The 15,116-nt window shown below is 61.1% G+C and carries 22 protein-coding genes; 15 read left to right on the top strand and 7 right to left on the bottom strand.

The genetic code is table 11. The features are described 5' to 3' along the window. Genes ACR3EN_RS08655 through ACR3EN_RS08645 form a run of 3 tightly spaced genes read right to left on the bottom strand, consistent with a single transcriptional unit; the run spans position 1 to position 2,122 of the window. Positions 1-276: a hypothetical protein gene (locus ACR3EN_RS08655; protein ID WP_480870977.1), complete on the bottom strand. Its 276-nt coding sequence runs from the start codon at positions 274-276 to the stop codon at positions 1-3. 59 nt (positions 277-335) lie between these two features. Continuing rightward, positions 336-1,247 carry a DMT family transporter gene (locus ACR3EN_RS08650; protein WP_480824729.1) on the bottom strand — a complete coding sequence of 304 codons (912 nt, stop codon included), beginning with the start codon at positions 1,245-1,247 and terminating at the stop codon, positions 336-338. Next, complete coding sequence (locus ACR3EN_RS08645) at positions 1,244-2,122, bottom strand: LysR family transcriptional regulator (RefSeq protein WP_480824731.1); 879 nt, start codon at positions 2,120-2,122, stop codon at positions 1,244-1,246. Before ACR3EN_RS08645 ends, ACR3EN_RS08650 begins: the two co-directional genes overlap by 4 nt. A 120-nt stretch (positions 2,123-2,242) precedes the next feature. Between ACR3EN_RS08645 and ACR3EN_RS08640 the strand changes: the two genes are divergently transcribed. Both ACR3EN_RS08640 and ACR3EN_RS08635 read left to right on the top strand, forming a co-directional pair. Beyond that, entirely contained in the window at positions 2,243-2,824 is a 582-nt protein-coding gene (locus ACR3EN_RS08640) for an FMN-dependent NADH-azoreductase (protein ID WP_480824733.1), read from the top strand. Between the two features lie 65 nt (positions 2,825-2,889). Continuing rightward, on the top strand, positions 2,890-3,633 hold the full coding sequence (locus ACR3EN_RS08635; protein ID WP_480534197.1) for an aspartate/glutamate racemase family protein: 744 nt from the start codon (positions 2,890-2,892) through the stop codon (positions 3,631-3,633). 66 nt (positions 3,634-3,699) lie between these two features. Here ACR3EN_RS08635 and ACR3EN_RS08630 read toward each other — a convergent pair whose 3' ends face one another. After that, positions 3,700-4,230, bottom strand: a complete 531-nt coding sequence (locus tag ACR3EN_RS08630; RefSeq protein ID WP_480824735.1) for a prolyl-tRNA synthetase associated domain-containing protein — start codon at positions 4,228-4,230, stop codon at positions 3,700-3,702. Positions 4,231-4,504: 274 nt separating this feature from the next. Between ACR3EN_RS08630 and ffh the strand changes: the two genes are divergently transcribed. From ffh to trmD, 10 genes are read left to right on the top strand one after another with little or no spacing between them, the layout of a single operon-like run. Beyond that, on the top strand, positions 4,505-6,013 hold the full coding sequence (gene ffh / locus ACR3EN_RS08625) for a signal recognition particle protein (RefSeq protein WP_480824737.1): 1,509 nt from the start codon (positions 4,505-4,507) through the stop codon (positions 6,011-6,013). Further along, on the top strand, positions 6,010-6,564 hold the full coding sequence (locus tag ACR3EN_RS08620; protein ID WP_480824739.1) for a GNAT family N-acetyltransferase: 555 nt from the start codon (positions 6,010-6,012) through the stop codon (positions 6,562-6,564). The genes ffh and ACR3EN_RS08620 overlap by 4 nt, the downstream gene beginning before the upstream one ends. Further along, complete coding sequence (locus tag ACR3EN_RS08615) at positions 6,561-7,100, top strand: GNAT family N-acetyltransferase (protein WP_480824741.1); 540 nt, start codon at positions 6,561-6,563, stop codon at positions 7,098-7,100. The genes ACR3EN_RS08620 and ACR3EN_RS08615 overlap by 4 nt, the downstream gene beginning before the upstream one ends. Continuing rightward, a complete protein-coding gene (locus ACR3EN_RS08610) occupies positions 7,097-7,393 on the top strand; it encodes a chorismate mutase (protein ID WP_039541590.1) in 297 nt (98 codons plus the stop codon). Before ACR3EN_RS08615 ends, ACR3EN_RS08610 begins: the two co-directional genes overlap by 4 nt. Positions 7,394-7,435: 42 nt before the next feature. Beyond that, positions 7,436-7,825: a 30S ribosomal protein S16 gene (gene rpsP, locus ACR3EN_RS08605; RefSeq protein WP_480824743.1), complete on the top strand. Its 390-nt coding sequence runs from the start codon at positions 7,436-7,438 to the stop codon at positions 7,823-7,825. Between the two features lie 12 nt (positions 7,826-7,837). Continuing rightward, on the top strand, positions 7,838-8,473 hold the full coding sequence (bluB, locus tag ACR3EN_RS08600; RefSeq protein WP_480824745.1) for a 5,6-dimethylbenzimidazole synthase: 636 nt from the start codon (positions 7,838-7,840) through the stop codon (positions 8,471-8,473). Positions 8,474-8,477: 4 nt separating this feature from the next. Next, positions 8,478-8,624, top strand: coding sequence for a hypothetical protein (locus tag ACR3EN_RS08595; RefSeq protein WP_480824747.1), 147 nt, complete (start codon positions 8,478-8,480; stop codon positions 8,622-8,624). Next, positions 8,617-9,120: a ribosome maturation factor RimM gene (gene rimM, locus ACR3EN_RS08590; RefSeq protein WP_480824749.1), complete on the top strand. Its 504-nt coding sequence runs from the start codon at positions 8,617-8,619 to the stop codon at positions 9,118-9,120. The genes ACR3EN_RS08595 and rimM overlap by 8 nt, the downstream gene beginning before the upstream one ends. Continuing rightward, a complete protein-coding gene (locus ACR3EN_RS08585) occupies positions 9,120-9,935 on the top strand; it encodes a hypothetical protein (protein WP_480824751.1) in 816 nt (271 codons plus the stop codon). The genes rimM and ACR3EN_RS08585 overlap by 1 nt, the downstream gene beginning before the upstream one ends. Beyond that, positions 9,932-10,735 (top strand): tRNA (guanosine(37)-N1)-methyltransferase TrmD, encoded by an 804-nt coding sequence (gene trmD, locus ACR3EN_RS08580; RefSeq protein ID WP_480824753.1) that lies wholly within the window; start codon positions 9,932-9,934, stop codon positions 10,733-10,735. The genes ACR3EN_RS08585 and trmD overlap by 4 nt, the downstream gene beginning before the upstream one ends. Here the strand turns inward: trmD and ACR3EN_RS08575 are convergent. Then, on the bottom strand, positions 10,732-11,532 hold the full coding sequence (locus ACR3EN_RS08575; RefSeq protein WP_480824910.1) for a glycoside hydrolase family 25 protein: 801 nt from the start codon (positions 11,530-11,532) through the stop codon (positions 10,732-10,734). The two genes, trmD and ACR3EN_RS08575, sit on opposite strands and share 4 nt — an antisense overlap. Before the next feature lie 377 nt (positions 11,533-11,909). Here ACR3EN_RS08575 and rplS point away from each other — a divergent pair, with 377 nt between their 5' ends. Both rplS and rpmE read left to right on the top strand, forming a co-directional pair. Beyond that, complete coding sequence (gene rplS / locus ACR3EN_RS08570) at positions 11,910-12,293, top strand: 50S ribosomal protein L19 (protein ID WP_039541573.1); 384 nt, start codon at positions 11,910-11,912, stop codon at positions 12,291-12,293. Between the two features lie 11 nt (positions 12,294-12,304). Beyond that, on the top strand, positions 12,305-12,526 hold the full coding sequence (gene rpmE, locus ACR3EN_RS08565) for a 50S ribosomal protein L31 (protein WP_170428949.1): 222 nt from the start codon (positions 12,305-12,307) through the stop codon (positions 12,524-12,526). 99 nt (positions 12,527-12,625) lie between these two features. On the opposite strand, the gene ACR3EN_RS08560 is transcribed toward rpmE, so the two are convergent. Continuing rightward, positions 12,626-13,498, bottom strand: coding sequence for an AEC family transporter (locus ACR3EN_RS08560; protein ID WP_480824756.1), 873 nt, complete (start codon positions 13,496-13,498; stop codon positions 12,626-12,628). Between the two features lie 233 nt (positions 13,499-13,731). On the opposite strand from ACR3EN_RS08560, the gene ACR3EN_RS08555 reads away from it, so the two are divergent. Continuing rightward, positions 13,732-14,541 (top strand): division plane positioning ATPase MipZ, encoded by an 810-nt coding sequence (locus tag ACR3EN_RS08555; RefSeq protein ID WP_480824758.1) that lies wholly within the window; start codon positions 13,732-13,734, stop codon positions 14,539-14,541. Here the strand turns inward: ACR3EN_RS08555 and ACR3EN_RS08550 are convergent. Beyond that, on the bottom strand, positions 14,538-15,098 hold the full coding sequence (locus tag ACR3EN_RS08550; protein WP_480843590.1) for a GNAT family N-acetyltransferase: 561 nt from the start codon (positions 15,096-15,098) through the stop codon (positions 14,538-14,540). The two genes, ACR3EN_RS08555 and ACR3EN_RS08550, sit on opposite strands and share 4 nt — an antisense overlap. Positions 15,099-15,116 lie beyond the last annotated feature (18 nt).

The following is a 15,116-nucleotide window of genomic DNA, read 5'->3' as shown; positions in this document are numbered from 1 at the left end:
CTAGCCCTCGCGGCTGTATTCCACCCCGATCACGACCCCGGTTGCATCCGCACGGCAAAGCCACGGGGCCTCGGCCCCGGCCACGAACACGCTGGTGACCTTCCCCGTCGGCCCGGACTGGGTCGAGATTGCATCAACTCCGCCTGGCGCAGTTCCGGTCTCGGCAGCCACCAGGGCCTCGCAACTGGCTTGCAGATCAGCCTCGGCCGAATTGCCTGCACCTGTCGCGCAAGCAGAAAGCGCCAGAAGCGCCGCGATGGCATAGGGTGTTTTCATGGCTCGTCTCCTCAGGCGATACGCAGGCAGGCTGCCACATTCGGCGCAGAAGACAAGTTTCATTCCGAATGCAGAGTCGCGTTCGCAGGGGCGTCATCGCCCTTTAGCAACAACAGCAATGCGACGGCCGTCAACCCGGCCCCAACAAGAACCAGCGACGTCGGCGCAAGACGGCCGAGCGCGATCTCCCACAGGATCACCCAGCTGGGCGTCAGGTAAGTGTACGCCATGACCTTGGCGGCAGGCAGGCGCAGGGCTGCAAACTGGACCAGTACAAAACTGGCAGCGGTGGCGAATACCGAAATATACAGCAGGGTCAGCCAAACGATACCCGGCAGGTTTGCCCAATCGGTCGTACGAATATCGGACCAACCCCAGAACGTCAGGATCAGGCAGCCCGCCAGCAGTGTGCCGAAGGTGAACACCACCGCAGGCTCGCCCCGGTTCAGTTTCCGCACCATCGGCGTATAGATCGCATGGGCGGCGCAGCCCCAGAAATAGATGATCTCGCCGCCGCCGATCTGGAAGGCCAGGAAGGCCTGCCAATCGGCCCGGAAGATGACCCAGAGCGCACCCACCGCCCCCACGGTCAACGCCAGCGCCATACGCGGCGTGGTGATCTGGCGCAGCAGCACCCACCCCGCAAGCGCCGACATGACAGGCGTCAGGGTAAAGACCGCCGCCGCGCTGACCGGCGGTGCGGTTTTGAGCCCATAGAACATCAGCACAAAATAGCTGCCGAACAACCCGCCCAGCACCAGATAGCGCCACGGCGCGCGCGCCGCGCTGCGCGATATCCCCGTGGTGGCAAGCGCCGCGATCCCGATGACCACCGCCGCGATAGCAAAGCGCGCCGCCGTGATCGCCGATGGCGCGATTTCGTTTGCCACCATCGAGCCCAGCGAAAAACTGCCCGCCACCAGCGCCGAAAATGTCAGCATGGCCAGATGGCCGCGCGCCTGTGGTGTCACGGCAGCCAGCCCTTGGACTGGTCTTTCAGGAAAGACAGGAAGGCCTGCACCTTGGTGGTCCGGTGCAGGTCCACATGGGTCACCAGCCACAGCTTGCCGGACCATTCGGGCAGAGGCTCCATCACCTCGACCAGATCGGGGTCGCGCGCCGCCTCCCACCGGGCCATGAAACCGATGCCGGCGCCGGCCAGAACCGCCTCGCGCATACAGAAATTGTTGGTGCAGCGGAAGGTAATCGCCTGTTCCGGCGCGTTGGCGCGCAGCCAGCGGGAAAACGGCGCGCGGCTGTTTTCGTCATCATTGCCGACGAAGTGGTGATTGGCGAAATCCTTGACGCCCGAGGGTTTGCCGTGGCGCGCGATATAGGTCTTGCTGGCAAACAGCCCGACCTCTTGCGGGATGAAGGGCTGCACCACGTTGTCCGGCTGATCCGGCGCGGCACCCGCACGGATGGCCACATGCGCCTCGCCATATTCCAGCCGGAACAGGCGGTCGCCGGTCAGATAGCGCACGATCAGATCCGGATGGGTCTGCTGAAATTCAGTCAGCGTCGGTACGATCAGCGGCGCAAGCGAGGCCAGCGACGTGACCACCAGCTCGCCCGAGACATCATCGCCGCGCCCTTTCATGCGGCCAACCAACTGGTTGAACTGATCCTCGGTCGCCTGTGCCACGCGCAGCAGGTCCTCTCCGGCTTCGGTGGGGGTATAGCCGCGCGCATGACGCTGGAACAGCTTGACACCCAGCCGCGCCTCGATCGCGTCGATATGGCGGATCACGGTGGCATGATGCACGCCCAGCACATCCGCCGCCCCGCTGACCGTTCCCATTCGCGCCACCTGATAGGCGGTTCTCACCTCGTCCCAATTGTCCATTGCATCCGATCCACTGTGCAAATTCCAACAATACCTGTTGGTATATCCGGGTTTTGTTCATGCGCGCAACAATCATATTCGAACAACAGACGATCATTCCCTTACACAGGACACTCTGAGATGACCAAAACCATCCTGCATATCGACGCCTCGGCCCGCCGCACCGGGTCTACCACCCGCGACCTGTCGGACCGCGTTGTCCGCCACCTCAATGCCGGGCGCATCATCCGTCGCGATCTGGCCACGCCCTTGCCCCTGCTGACTGAGGACTGGATCGCCGCCAATTTCACCCCCGCCGACCAACGCGACGCGGCGCAGCAAGACCTGTTGGCCCTGTCCGATGAGCTGGTGGCCGAGCTGCAAAAGGCCGACACCATCGTCATCGGCCTGCCGATCTACAACTTCTCGGTCCCCGCCGCGTTCAAAGCCTGGATCGATCTGGTCGCCCGCGCGGGCGTGACCTTCGCCTATTCCGAGAACGGCCCCAAAGGTCTACTTGAAGGCAAACGCGCCATACTCGCGGTGGCCTCGGGCGGCACTGCGGTAGGCTCCAAGATCGACTTTGCCACCACCTATGCCCGCCACGTTCTGGGCTTCATCGGCATCCAGGACGTCGAGGTCATCGCCGCCGACCGCATGGCGCTGGACCCCGAGGCCACTTTGGCGAACGCGCAAAAAGCGGTCACTGAACTGGCCGCCTGATTGACCTGCACCCCCTGAACCGTCCAGTCTGCCCCAAACAGGAATTGGCAGGCTGGGCGTTTACCATGAAAAAGATCGGAATTCTGGGCGGTGTGGGCTGGGCCTCGACCGTCGACTACTACCGGGCGATTGCCGAGGGCGCAGGTCGCCACTTCGCCGAGCGTGGCCACGGTTCCCCCCTGCCGATCCCACCCATGACCATTGAATCGGTGACGCAGGCCAAAACCCGCGCTCTGCGCGGCACCGCCGGAGACGAGGCCAGCTGGGCCGGTTTCGATGCCGTATTCCGCGAGGCGCTGCTGACGCTGGAACGCGCGGGCTGCGATTTCGGCATCATCGCCTCGAACACCCCCCACGCCCGGCTACACGCGATCCGGCAGGGCGTGTCGATGCCGATCCTCAGCATCTTTGACGCCACGGCTGAAGTGACGGCCCGGACCGGTGCGTCAAACGCGCTGATCCTCGGCACCACGGTCACGATGCAGGCCACCAACTACGCCGACCGCCTCGCCGCCGAGGGCATCACCGCCAACACCCGCCTGCCCGACCCCGACATCGCCGAAATGCAGGCGATGATCGACAGCGACTTCTACGGTGGCGCTTCTGATACCGCCCATACCCGCCTGCTGGCCTTCTGCAATACACACGCCACACCCGGCACGGCAATCCTGCTGGCCTGCACGGAACTGCCGCTGGCCTTCCCCGACCATCTCGACGACCCGGTGTTCGAGGCCGACGGCCACCTCTTCATCAACCCCTCAGCCGCCCATGTCGCGGCCGCACTCAAAGAAGCGCTGGACACGCAATAAAGCGCAGGCCCCTTCTTCTGTTCAAAAATACTTCCGCCGGAGGCACGCGCCGCAAGGCGCGTCCCGTCACGCCAACCAAGCCACCTCGCACCCGATCTGATCAAAGAACCCCATCAGATCACCGCGCGCCATCGCTACGGTCCGGTCATTGACCAAAGGGTGCATATAGATGACATCCGCCTGCTGCGCGGCGGCGTCCATAAAGAAGCGCACGTCATTCCCCACCCCGTTGATCATCGCCAGAGGGCTGACCGCCCCGGGCCGAATACCAAGGTTCTGAAACAACCGATCTGCTGAACCAAAGGACAGGTTGCCAATCCCCAACTCAGCCCCCAGCGCCTTGAGGTCGATCTCGCGGCTCTGCTCCAGCGTCACCAAATAGTTCCGCTTCTTCTTGTCGCGCAGATAGAGGTTCTTGAGCCGCAGCGCATTCTCGCCCGGCACCATGAACTGGTCTTCGACCCCCTTGGCATCCTCAACCGTGCGCAGCGGGATATGCGTGTGCAACCGATACGCCAGCCGCCATTCATCCAATTGCGCCAACAATGCATCCGAACTCAGTGGCAACGTATCCTGAAAGGCAGAAGATGCGTCCATAGAAGGCTCCTTTGATTCACCGGTTGCTCATGCCGTGAAATCGCATCCGGCTCAAGCGGTGTATGATTTGTTGGTTTTGTCTTTTGTTGACTCCGAACAAAAATACAAATAATCACCCCGCAAACATCCGGAAGCCTCTCGATCTTCCGGTCCCTTGAGTCGTTCAGGGATCGCCCCCCACCAGCGAGTTTCGCCCGTGGGGGCAATTGTGTATGTAACCGGTGCTTCCTACCTAGGAAGTGCCACCAGATAACCGGCTAAGGAGGCCGAAGGCATGTTTGAAAATCTATCCGAACGCCTTTCCGGCGTCTTCGACCGGCTGACCAAACAGGGCGCCCTGTCCGAGGAAGACGTCAAAACTGCTTTGCGAGAAGTTCGGGTTGCGCTGCTTGAGGCTGACGTCTCGCTGCCGGTTGCCCGCGCCTTCGTCAAAAAGGTACAGGAACAGGCGACAGGCCAGGCGGTGACCAAATCGATCACCCCCGGCCAGCAGGTCGTCAAGATCGTGCATGACGCGTTGGTTGATACCCTGCGCGGCGAGGAAGACCCCGGTAAGCTCAAGATCGACAATCCGCCTGCCCCGATCCTGATGGTCGGTCTGCAGGGTTCGGGCAAGACCACGACCACCGGTAAGCTGGCAAAACGCCTGAAAGAGAAAGAGGGCAAGAAGGTCCTCATGGCCTCGCTCGATGTCTATCGCCCGGCGGCGATGGATCAGCTGGCTGTTCTGGGTACACAGGTCGGCGTCGATACGCTGCCGATCGTTCCGGGCCAGAAACCGGTCGATATTGCCAAGCGCGCCAAACAACAGGCAACGCTGGGCGGCTATGACGTCTACATGCTCGACACTGCGGGCCGTCTGCATATCGACGAAGTCCTGATGGACGAGGTCGAGCAGGTCCGCAACGTGGTCGACCCGCGTGAAACCCTGCTGGTCGTCGACGGTCTGACCGGTCAGGTCGCCGTTGAAGTGGCCGAGGAGTTCGACGCCAAGGTCGGCATTTCCGGCGTGGTTCTGACGCGGATGGACGGTGACGGGCGCGGTGGTGCGGCGCTGTCGATGCGTGCAGTCACCGGCAAGCCGATCCGCTTCGTCGGTCTGGGCGAGAAGATGGACGCGCTCGAAACCTTCGAGCCGGACCGGATCGCGGGTCGGATTCTGGGCATGGGCGACATCGTTGCTCTGGTCGAAAAGGCCCAGGAAACGATGGAGATGGAACAGACCGAGCGCATGATGAAGCGCATGGTCAAAGGTCAGTTCAATATGAATGACCTGAAAATGCAGCTGGAGCAGATGATCCAGATGGGCGGCATGCAGGGCATGATGGGCATGATGCCGGGCATGGGCAAGATGGCCAAGCAGATGGATCAGGCCGGTCTGGACGACAAGATCCTGCGCCAGCAGATCGCCATGATCCAGTCCATGACCAAACGCGAACGCGCCAACCCGCAGCTGTTGCAGGCCAGCCGCAAGAAACGGATTGCTGCGGGTTCGGGGATGGAGGTCAGCGACCTCAACAAACTGCTCAAGATGCACCGGCAGATGTCGGACATGATGAAGAAGATGGGCAAGATGGGCAAAGGCAAGATGCTGAAACAGGCCATGAAAGGCATGTTCGGCAAAGGCGGCCCCAGCCCCGAGGAGATGGCGGCAGGCATGGACCCCAAGGCGCTGGAACAGGCGGCGAAGGCGATGGGCGGCAAGATGCCCGGCGGTTTGCCCGGTCTGGGCGGCGGCATGGGCCTGCCACCGGGCCTCAGCGGGTTTGGTAAGAAAAAGTGAACCTGATCGCCGATCATATCCCCCGGCTTGAGACCGAGCGCCTGATTATGCGCGCCCCGTCCGAGGCTGATCTGGACGCAGACACCGCGTTCTTCGCCAGCGATGCCGCGACCTATGTCGGCGGCCCGCTGCGCCGGGACGAGGTATGGCGGGTTTTCGCGTCGCTGCTGGGCCATTGGGCCGTGCGCGGCTATGGCTATTGGAGCGTCGATGAGAAAGCTACCGGCACGTATGTCGGGCGTATCGGCCTATGGTTCCCCGAAGGCTGGCCCGAACCCGAGGTCGGCTGGACCCTGATGACCCATGCCACCGGCAAGGGCTATGCGACCGAGGCGGCGATGGCAGCGCGAGCGCATGCTTATGACGTGCTGGGCTGGGACACCGCGATTTCGCTGATTGATCTGGACAACCACGCCAGCAAGGCCGTGGCCAAACGGTTGGGCGCGCAGTTCGAATATCTCTACGAACATCCCAAATACGGCAAATCCGAGATCTGGCGGCACCCATCGCCTGCCGATCTGGTGAATGGCGGGATGGAGGCTTACGCATGACCTCTGTCTTGATCCCCACCATCGAGACCGACCGCCTGATCCTGCGCGCGCCGCATCTGGATGACCTGCCCGCAATGACCGCATTCTTCAAGACCGAGCGCAGCCATATGGTGGGCGGGCCGAGAGATGAGTTTGAATGCTGGAGATCATATACAGGTCGCTTTGGCCACTGGGTAGTTCAAGGCTATGGCAGCTGGCACATCGAAGAGAAATCCAGCGGAAAATTTGCGGGCTGGGTCGGCATCATGAATGGGCCAGGTTGGGCTGAGCCTGAACTGGGTTGGACTGTGCTCGAAGAATTCGAAGGCAAAGGGGTCGCTTTTGAAGCCGCGCTGGCCGCGCGTAACTACGCCGCCCGGCATCAGGGCTTGAACGGCGTGATCTCGTATATCGCCCATAGCAATGATCGCTCGCGCGCGCTGGCCGAACGGCTTGGCGCAACGCTTGAGCTTGAGAATGCCGAGCTGTTGGGCAAACGCGCCCAGATCTGGCGCCACCCGCAGATTGACTTGACCACCGAAAGGACCGGCCAATGACCAACCCCGTGACACAGGCTGCCGCGTTGTTGAAAGATCACCGCGAAAGCATAGACCGGCTGGACGCGATCCTTGTCTACACGCTGGGTGAGCGGTTCAAGCACACGCAGGCGGTTGGCAAGCTCAAGGCCGCACACGACCTTCCCCCGTCCGATCCCTCGCGCGAGGCTGCGCAGATCGCTCGGTTAGAAGACCTGGCGAAAGAGGCGGATCTGGACCCCGACTTCGCCAAGGCTTTCCTGAATTTCATCATTCAGGAAGTCATCCGACACCACAAGAAACATCAAAATTGACCGGGCAATTCCCGGCACACGCCATCTAAAGGAGATACCACCATGGCAATGAAAATTCGTCTCGCCCGCGGCGGCTCGAAAAAACGTCCCTTCTATCGCATTGTTGCGGCTGACAGCCGTATGCCCCGCGATGGCCGTTTCATCGAGAAACTGGGCACCTACAACCCGCTGCTGCCGAAAGACAGCGAAGAGCGCGTGAAAATGAACCTTGAGCGCGTTCAGTACTGGCTGGATCAGGGCGCACAGCCCACCGACCGGATCGCCCGTATGCTGGAAGCCGCCGGCGCCCGTGACAAGGCCGAGCGCAACAACCCCAACAAGGGCACCCCGGGCAAGAAAGCTCAGGAACGCGCGGAAGAAAAAGCAGCCAAAGCTGCCGAGGCAACTGAAGCCGCCGAAGCACCTGCTGAAGAAGCAGCGGCAGAAGAATAAGCAGGCGATCGCGTGCGGGATCAGGTTTTTTCGGACGATTTTCGCACGCAGTTCGATCTGTTGCTGCGGCTCCGGCGCGATGTGCGCCGGTTCCGCACCGATCCTGTGGACGAGGCAGTGCTGACGCGCTGCCTCGACGCATTTCGGCTGGCCCCTTCGGTGGGGCTGAGCGAACCCTGGCGCGTCATTCGCGTCGAAAGTCAGGCCGCGCGCGACGCGGCGCTGCAGAATTTCCAAACCGCAAATGCTGACGCGCTGACCGGCTATTCCGGCGAGAAGGCGCAGCTATACAGCCAGTTGAAGCTGTCGGGGATGCAAGAGGCCCCTGTGCAACTGGCCGTATTCTGCGACGATGCCACCGACAAGGGGCGAGGGCTGGGCGCGGGCACTATGCCAGAGATGCGGCGCTATTCGGTGGTTTCAGCCATCACCCTGTTCTGGCTGGCCCTGCGGGCCGAGGGGCTGGGGTTGGGCTGGGTGTCCATTCTGGACCCAGACCAGATGGTGCGCGATCTGGATGTGTCTGATGACTGGCGGCTGATCGGCTATTTCTGCGTGGGCTGGCCGGAAACCCTGTCGGACACGCCGGAACTGCAACAGGTCGGCTGGGAAAACCGTGACGACACTTTGTCGATCGAGGTGCGATAGACCCATGTTCGGATTGTTACGGCTTCCCATCCTGCTGATGATCGCCTTTATTGTCGGCGTGTTCTTCGAACGCAGCAACCAGCGCGAGGCGTGCGAGGGGATCGGGCAATGGCGGGACGGTCTATGTGTGACGGGTGGTCAAAATGAGTGATCTGATCTGCGTCGGCAGCATTGCCGGATCATACGGAGTGCGCGGCGAGGTGCGGCTGAAAAGCTTTTGCGCTGTGCCCGAAGATATCGAGGCCTATTCGCCCCTGACCGATGAAGCGGGCAAGGAACGCTATCCGCTGGTCCTGACCCGGTCGATCAAGAACGGCTTCGCTGCCCGGCTCGGCGGGATCGAGACCAAGGAACAGGCCGACGCGATCAACGGACTGCGCCTTTATGCGCGCCGCGATCAGTTGCCGTCGCTGCCCGATGACGAATTCTATCATACCGACCTGATCGGGCTTGAAGTCTATGACACCGGCGGCACCCTGCTGGGCCGGGTGAAATCGGTGCAGAACCACGGCGCGGCGGACCTGTTGGAACTGCACGGACCGGGACTGAAGGCCACCGTTCTGCTGCCGTTTACACTTGAGGCAGTGCCGACGGTCGATCTGGACAAGGGCCGCATTGTGGCCGACCCGCCCGAGGGCCTTCTATAATGCGCCGCGTGTTGCTGCATCTGGGTCTGCACAAGACCGGAACGACGGCAGCACAATCCTTTCTGTTCGAAAACCGCAGACTGATCTGGCCGCATCACGCGCTGGTCCTGCCCTATCGCACGCGCGATTCGGGGCTGTCTGATGCCGCGACACGCTATTCGCTGTATGGCACCCCCGGCGCACTGGGGGATTTCAGCGACCAGATGCGGCAGTTCCTGAAATCGCTGACCTTTGGCCGCAAACGCGGACTGGTGCTGAGCGAAGAGAATTTCTCGGGCCTGCGCCCCAGCCGCAACCCGGCAGTGGGGTATGAGACAGCGCCCGCGTTGGCCACCTGTCTGGTGGATCTGGTCCGCGAACGGTTCAAACGCGAAGAGGTGCAGATCACGCTGTATCTGTCGCTGCGCCAGCGCGAGAGCTGGCTGCGCAGCCTCTGGGCGCATGACCTGCAACGCACCCGGCTGGTGCTGGATTACGACACGTTCCGCGAGCGCATGGCCTCGGTGGCCGCGCCGCGGTCTGTCGCCGAAGAGATCCGGGGCCGCCTGCCCTCGGTTCAGGTGCGCAGCCAGTGGCTTGAGGACCTGCAGACGCGGCCCTTCGGCCCCGGTACGCCCTTTGCCGATTTCCTCGACCTGCCCAAAGCCGAGGCCGCAAAGCTGGTCGGCCCGACCCGCAGGAACCCTGGCCTGCCTGACGATCTGCTGGCGCAGATGCTGGATATGAACCGATCCGCTCTGGACGACGCGGCGCTGATCGATCACAAGGCGGCTCTGGTTGAACGCGCTCAAACGGAGCTGATCGGCACATCATGACGGACACGCCCGGAAAATCTCATGGCCGCAAAGCCATCCGCCCCACGCTGAAACCGCGCGAGCTGATGACGCCCACGCCCGACCTGCATGGGGTGTGGAAGGCCAAGATCATCACCCTGTTTCCATCCGCCTTCCCCGGCGTGCTGGGTGAAAGCCTGACGGGCAAGGCCTTGCAAGAAGGTCTGTGGCAGCTGGAAACCGTCGATCTGCGTCAGTTCGGCGTCGGCAAGCACCGCAATGTCGACGACACGCCCGCAGGCGGCGGCGCGGGCATGGTGCTGCGCGCCGATGTGCTGGGCGAGGCGATCGAGCACACCATGGCCGGTGTTCAAGGCAACTGGCCGCTGATCTATCTCAGCCCGCGCGGCCGTCGGATGGACCAGAAGATGATGCAGAACCTTGCGCGCTGTGATGGCATGACCCTGCTTTGTGGCCGCTTCGAGGGCGTCGATGAGCGCGTGCTGGAGCATTACGGCGTGCAGGAGGTCAGCTTGGGTGATTTCGTCATGACCGGGGGCGAGATCGCCGCGCAGGCCCTGATCGACGCCACCGTCCGGCTGATACCCGGCGTGTTGGGCAATCAGGCCTCGGCTGAGGAGGAAAGCTTTTCCTCTGGCCTGCTGGAACATCCGCAATACACCCGCCCCGCCGAGTGGAAGGGCCGCGCGATCCCGGATGTCCTGATGTCAGGGCACCATGGCCGCATCGCGGAATGGCGGCACGCGATGTCGGAACAGATCACCCGCGACCGGCGGCCCGATCTGTGGGCGCAGCACCAAAAGTCCAAAGCCAAGGATTAACCCCCCGCCTTCCACCGCGCCCAAATCTCGGGCGTGCCGTTGAAGGTGTTGATATCCACCCTGCCCGGAACCCCCGGCACCAGCCCGGTACCCGTGTACTGCCAGAATCGCCAGACCGCGCGCGGATAGACATTGCGGGGGTGCCCCGCGACTGAACGCAGCCAGAACTCGGTTTTGGGAAGGCGGCCAATATCGGTGTCCCCGTAGAAATCGACCGTTGTGTAGACAATCGGGCGACGTCCGTAGTGACGCTCGAGAATATCAAGGAATTTTTGCGCCTCGGCCCGGACGGTACGGCCATCGGGGCGCAGGGTGCAGGTTTTGGAATGGGGCGTCCATTCCATGTCCAGAACATGCGGCAGATCGGCCCCTTTGGGTACGTTGCGGATGAACCAGCGGGCCTGTTCATGGGCTGGACGGCAGAAATAGTAGTAATGATAAGCACCCCACGGCACCCCTGCTGCCTGCGCGCCGCGACGATGCTCATCAAACATCGGGTCGGAAAAGTCGCCGCCCTCGGTTGCCTTGATGAAAACAAAGCTAACACCAGACGCACGCGCGGTGCGCCAGTCGATTGCCGGCTGCCAGCGCGACACATCCAGACCATGAACCGGATAATGGCCGGGGTGCCGTCCCTCCCACGGGTGTGGTTTAGCGTCCCCAAATGCAGGAAAGATGACGGCAGGCGGCGTTGTATCTGCAAACGCCTGCGGTTCCACCACCTGTGGGGCGGGACCGCGGCGACCGCAAGATATGATTGCAAGGCCTAAAACAGCCAGCAAGAGGGCGTTGCGTATCATGCGTATATCTCAAATCTGCTCTTATAATTCCCTCCAGAATGCCTGATCGACGCCACAACGCAATGGTCCAGTTGACAGACGGCGAAAACGCACCGCTTTACCGTTCCGGCAAAGGAAAATAAGGCTTGATCCCTGTCCGCAAATTCCTTAAACGACCGCAATCCGGTGCCGCATCACGCGACTCCGGTGTTTTGGTTTGCATCATGGCGCAACGCTTGGCTTTCTTCTGCCGTGGCGTGTCAGAGCGGACCAGACCAAAGGAACATTCGATCTGACCTCTGGCGGGCTGCATGGCAGGACCCGGTGAAGACCAAGAGCTCTCAGGCCGTGCCCAAACTTCGTGGACCAACCACGAGCATATAGGAGTAATTGCGATGGACCTGATCGCACAGCTTGAGGCGGAACAGATTGCCGCCCTGGGGAAAGACATCCCCGATTTCAAAGCCGGTGACACAATCCGTGTCGGCTTTAAAGTGACCGAAGGGTCGCGCACCCGTGTGCAGAACTACGAAGGTGTCTGCATCGCGCGTAAAGGTGGCAGCGGCATCGCCGGTTCGTTCACCGTCCGTAAGATTTCGTTTGGCGAAGGCGTAGAGCGTGTATTCCCGCTGCATTCGACCAACATCGACAGCATCACCGTTGTCCGCCGTGGCCGCGTCCGTCGCGCCAAACTGTACTATCTGCGCACCCGCCGCGGTAAATCCGCACGTATCGCAGAAGTCACCAACTACAAGCCCAAGGCTGGCGCCGAGGCGTAAGGAGCGGAAAGATGAAAAAAGACATCCATCCCGATTATCACGTCATCAACGTCAAAATGACCGATGGCACCGTGGTTCAGATGAAATCCACCTGGGGCGCCGAGGGCGACCAGCTGGCTCTGGAAATCGACCCCTCCTCGCACCCCGCGTGGACCGGTGGCTCGTCGCGCCTGATGGACGCTGGCGGCCGTGTGTCGAAGTTCAAGAAGAAATACGAAGGTCTGGGTTTCTAAGCCGGACTGGTTTCGAATGCAAAAGGCCGCCTCTCGGGGCGGCCTTTTTTGCGCTTCAGAGGTGCCGTCAGGGCAGGCGCCAGACGGATCTGGAAAGGCTCAAATCCAGTAGGCGAGCGCCACCGGCAGCACCAAGATGGTGGCCAGCGTTGAGACCAGAATAAAACCGGCCACGTCCGGGCCGTATTCCGGCACGTGTTGATCGATGAACAGATAGGTTGCGACGGATGCCGGCATCAGACAGCACAGGATCACGGCTCCGCGTTCCACCCCGGTAAAGCCGAACGCCCAGACAAGTGTACTGGCGATAAGAACCGCCAATGCAAGATGCAGCGCTGTCAACACAATGGCGCGCCCGAGGCTAGCGATTCTAAGCGTCGCCAGAGTGTGTCCCAGCGTCAGCAACATCAGCGGAATCGAAAGCCCACCCAAAATGTCGAACGACTTGGCCAAAGGCTGGGGCAGGCTGTACCCCGTTCCCATCAACACCAGCGACAGCGCCACAGCATAAATAATCGGAGAGGTCATCAGCTTCTTAGACGAGAACGCACCCGCAGGGATCCACATGCCAACCGTAAAGATGCTGATCAGCACAACGACAACGAAACCCATTGTATAGGCCATCCCCGCATCGCCCAGCGCCAGCAGCGTGATAGGCAGACCGATATTACCCACGTTACCGTGCATCAAAGGGGTCAGAAATGCGCGCACCGGCAGTTTGAGCAGCCTCAGCACCGCAAAGCCAAGCACACCAAATGCCGCGATCGCCAGCGCCGCCGCTATCATGACGTCAAGAAACGTGCCCACCGCAATCTTCGTAGACGACAGGTGCGAGATGATCAGTGTTGGGTACCCCACCTTCGCCACGATCCCGCCAATCACAGCGTTGTCGAAGGGTGCTCGGATAAGGGCCAGACCATAACCGATTCCGGCACAGATCAGCACCGGCAGAACGACGTTCAAGACGTTCAAAAACAGATGATCCAAAGACAGCCCTCGATCGCACAAGCCCGACCCGGACAGTGAAACAGTGGTGCGGTTTTGACAAGTCTTCGCCCTAAACCCCGGCCTAAGCTGAGTTTTCCAAAATAGAGCCTGTTATTGGCCTTTGAAGGCCGCCGAAGTCCTTCCCTTCACCGCTTACACAACATATAGTGGCCGACAACAACGTGTGGTTAAGCACGGCGGGACTTGGGAATACAAGCATGGCACATATCATCGTGGTGGGGAATGAAAAGGGCGGCGCCGGGAAATCGACCGTGTCGATGCATGTGGCCACCGCTTTGGCCCGGCTGGGGCACAAAGTCAGCACGCTGGATCTGGACCTCCGGCAGCGCAGCCTTGGCCGCTATTTCGAGAACCGTCTGAATTTCTTGAACGGCGCGGACCTGTCTCTGCCCAGCCCGCGCCACCACGATTTGCCCGAGATCGATGCCAGCACCCTTAAACCCGGCGAGAATATCTATGACCATCGTCTTTCGGCTGCGGTTGCGGAACTGGAAAGTGACAGTGATTTCATCCTGATAGACTGCCCCGGCTCGCACACGCGGCTCAGCCAGGTGGCACATTCCCTGGCCGACACGCTGATCACCCCCCTGAACGACAGCTTCATCGATTTCGACCTTCTGGCACGGATCGATTCGAAGGGTGAGAAAATCCTCGGGCCGTCTGTTTATTCAGAAATGGTCTGGAACGCGCGCCAGTTGCGCGCCCAAGCCGGGTTGAAACCGATCGATTGGGTGGTTGTGCGCAACCGGGTGGGCACGCAGCGCATGGTCAACAAGGAAAAGATGCAGCGCGCGATTGAGATGCTGTCGCAGCGCATCGGATTTCGCGTCGCTTCGGGCTTTTCCGAGCGGGTGATCTTCCGCGAACTCTTCCCTCGCGGCCTGACGTTGCTGGACCTCAAGGACATTGGCGTCAAACAACTGAATATCTCAAACATCGCCGCGCGGCAGGAACTGCGCGACATGATGAAAGAACTGAACCTGCCCGGAGTCGAGATCGATTTTTAGGTGCGCGACCGCTCCAGCGTCACCCAATCTGCATCGCGCGAAACCTCAGAATAAGCAGCTTTGTTGAGAACCGCCCGAGACGCACCGTTCTCGTGATGGACAACCGCCAGCAGCCGCTTGATCTGGGGGTTTTGGCGCAAATACTGATCGCTGAACTGTCTTACAATCCTGCTTGCGTACCCTTTTCCCCAATGGGGCACACCCAACCAATAGCTGATTTCGGCGCAATCCGCCCCCTTGCTCAGCATCCGCACCTGTCCAACAACCGCATCATTTGCAACAACGGCCATGACCTGATGGTGATCTTCCTGCATCACCGCAATCAACTCACGCGCATCCTGTTCGCTAAGCATCCCAGGATAGTCTTCGGGCAGGTAGCGCCACAGACGTTCCGAAGACAACATCTCGGCATAAACCGGTGCATCCTCGGTTGTCCAGGCACGGAACTGAAACGCTTGTAGTACTGGTCGCTGATGCAAGCCGACAATGTCATCTTCACAGGCCAAAGCAACCCAGCCGATCTGAATTGGATCGTAGGCGACCTCGATACCGTTCAAACGGCACCAATCAATTTC

The sequence above is a fragment of the Ruegeria sp. G7 genome (assembly GCF_056535465.1).
Note: the sequence above shows the minus strand (reverse complement) of the source record. Positions and strands in the feature narration are given on the sequence as shown.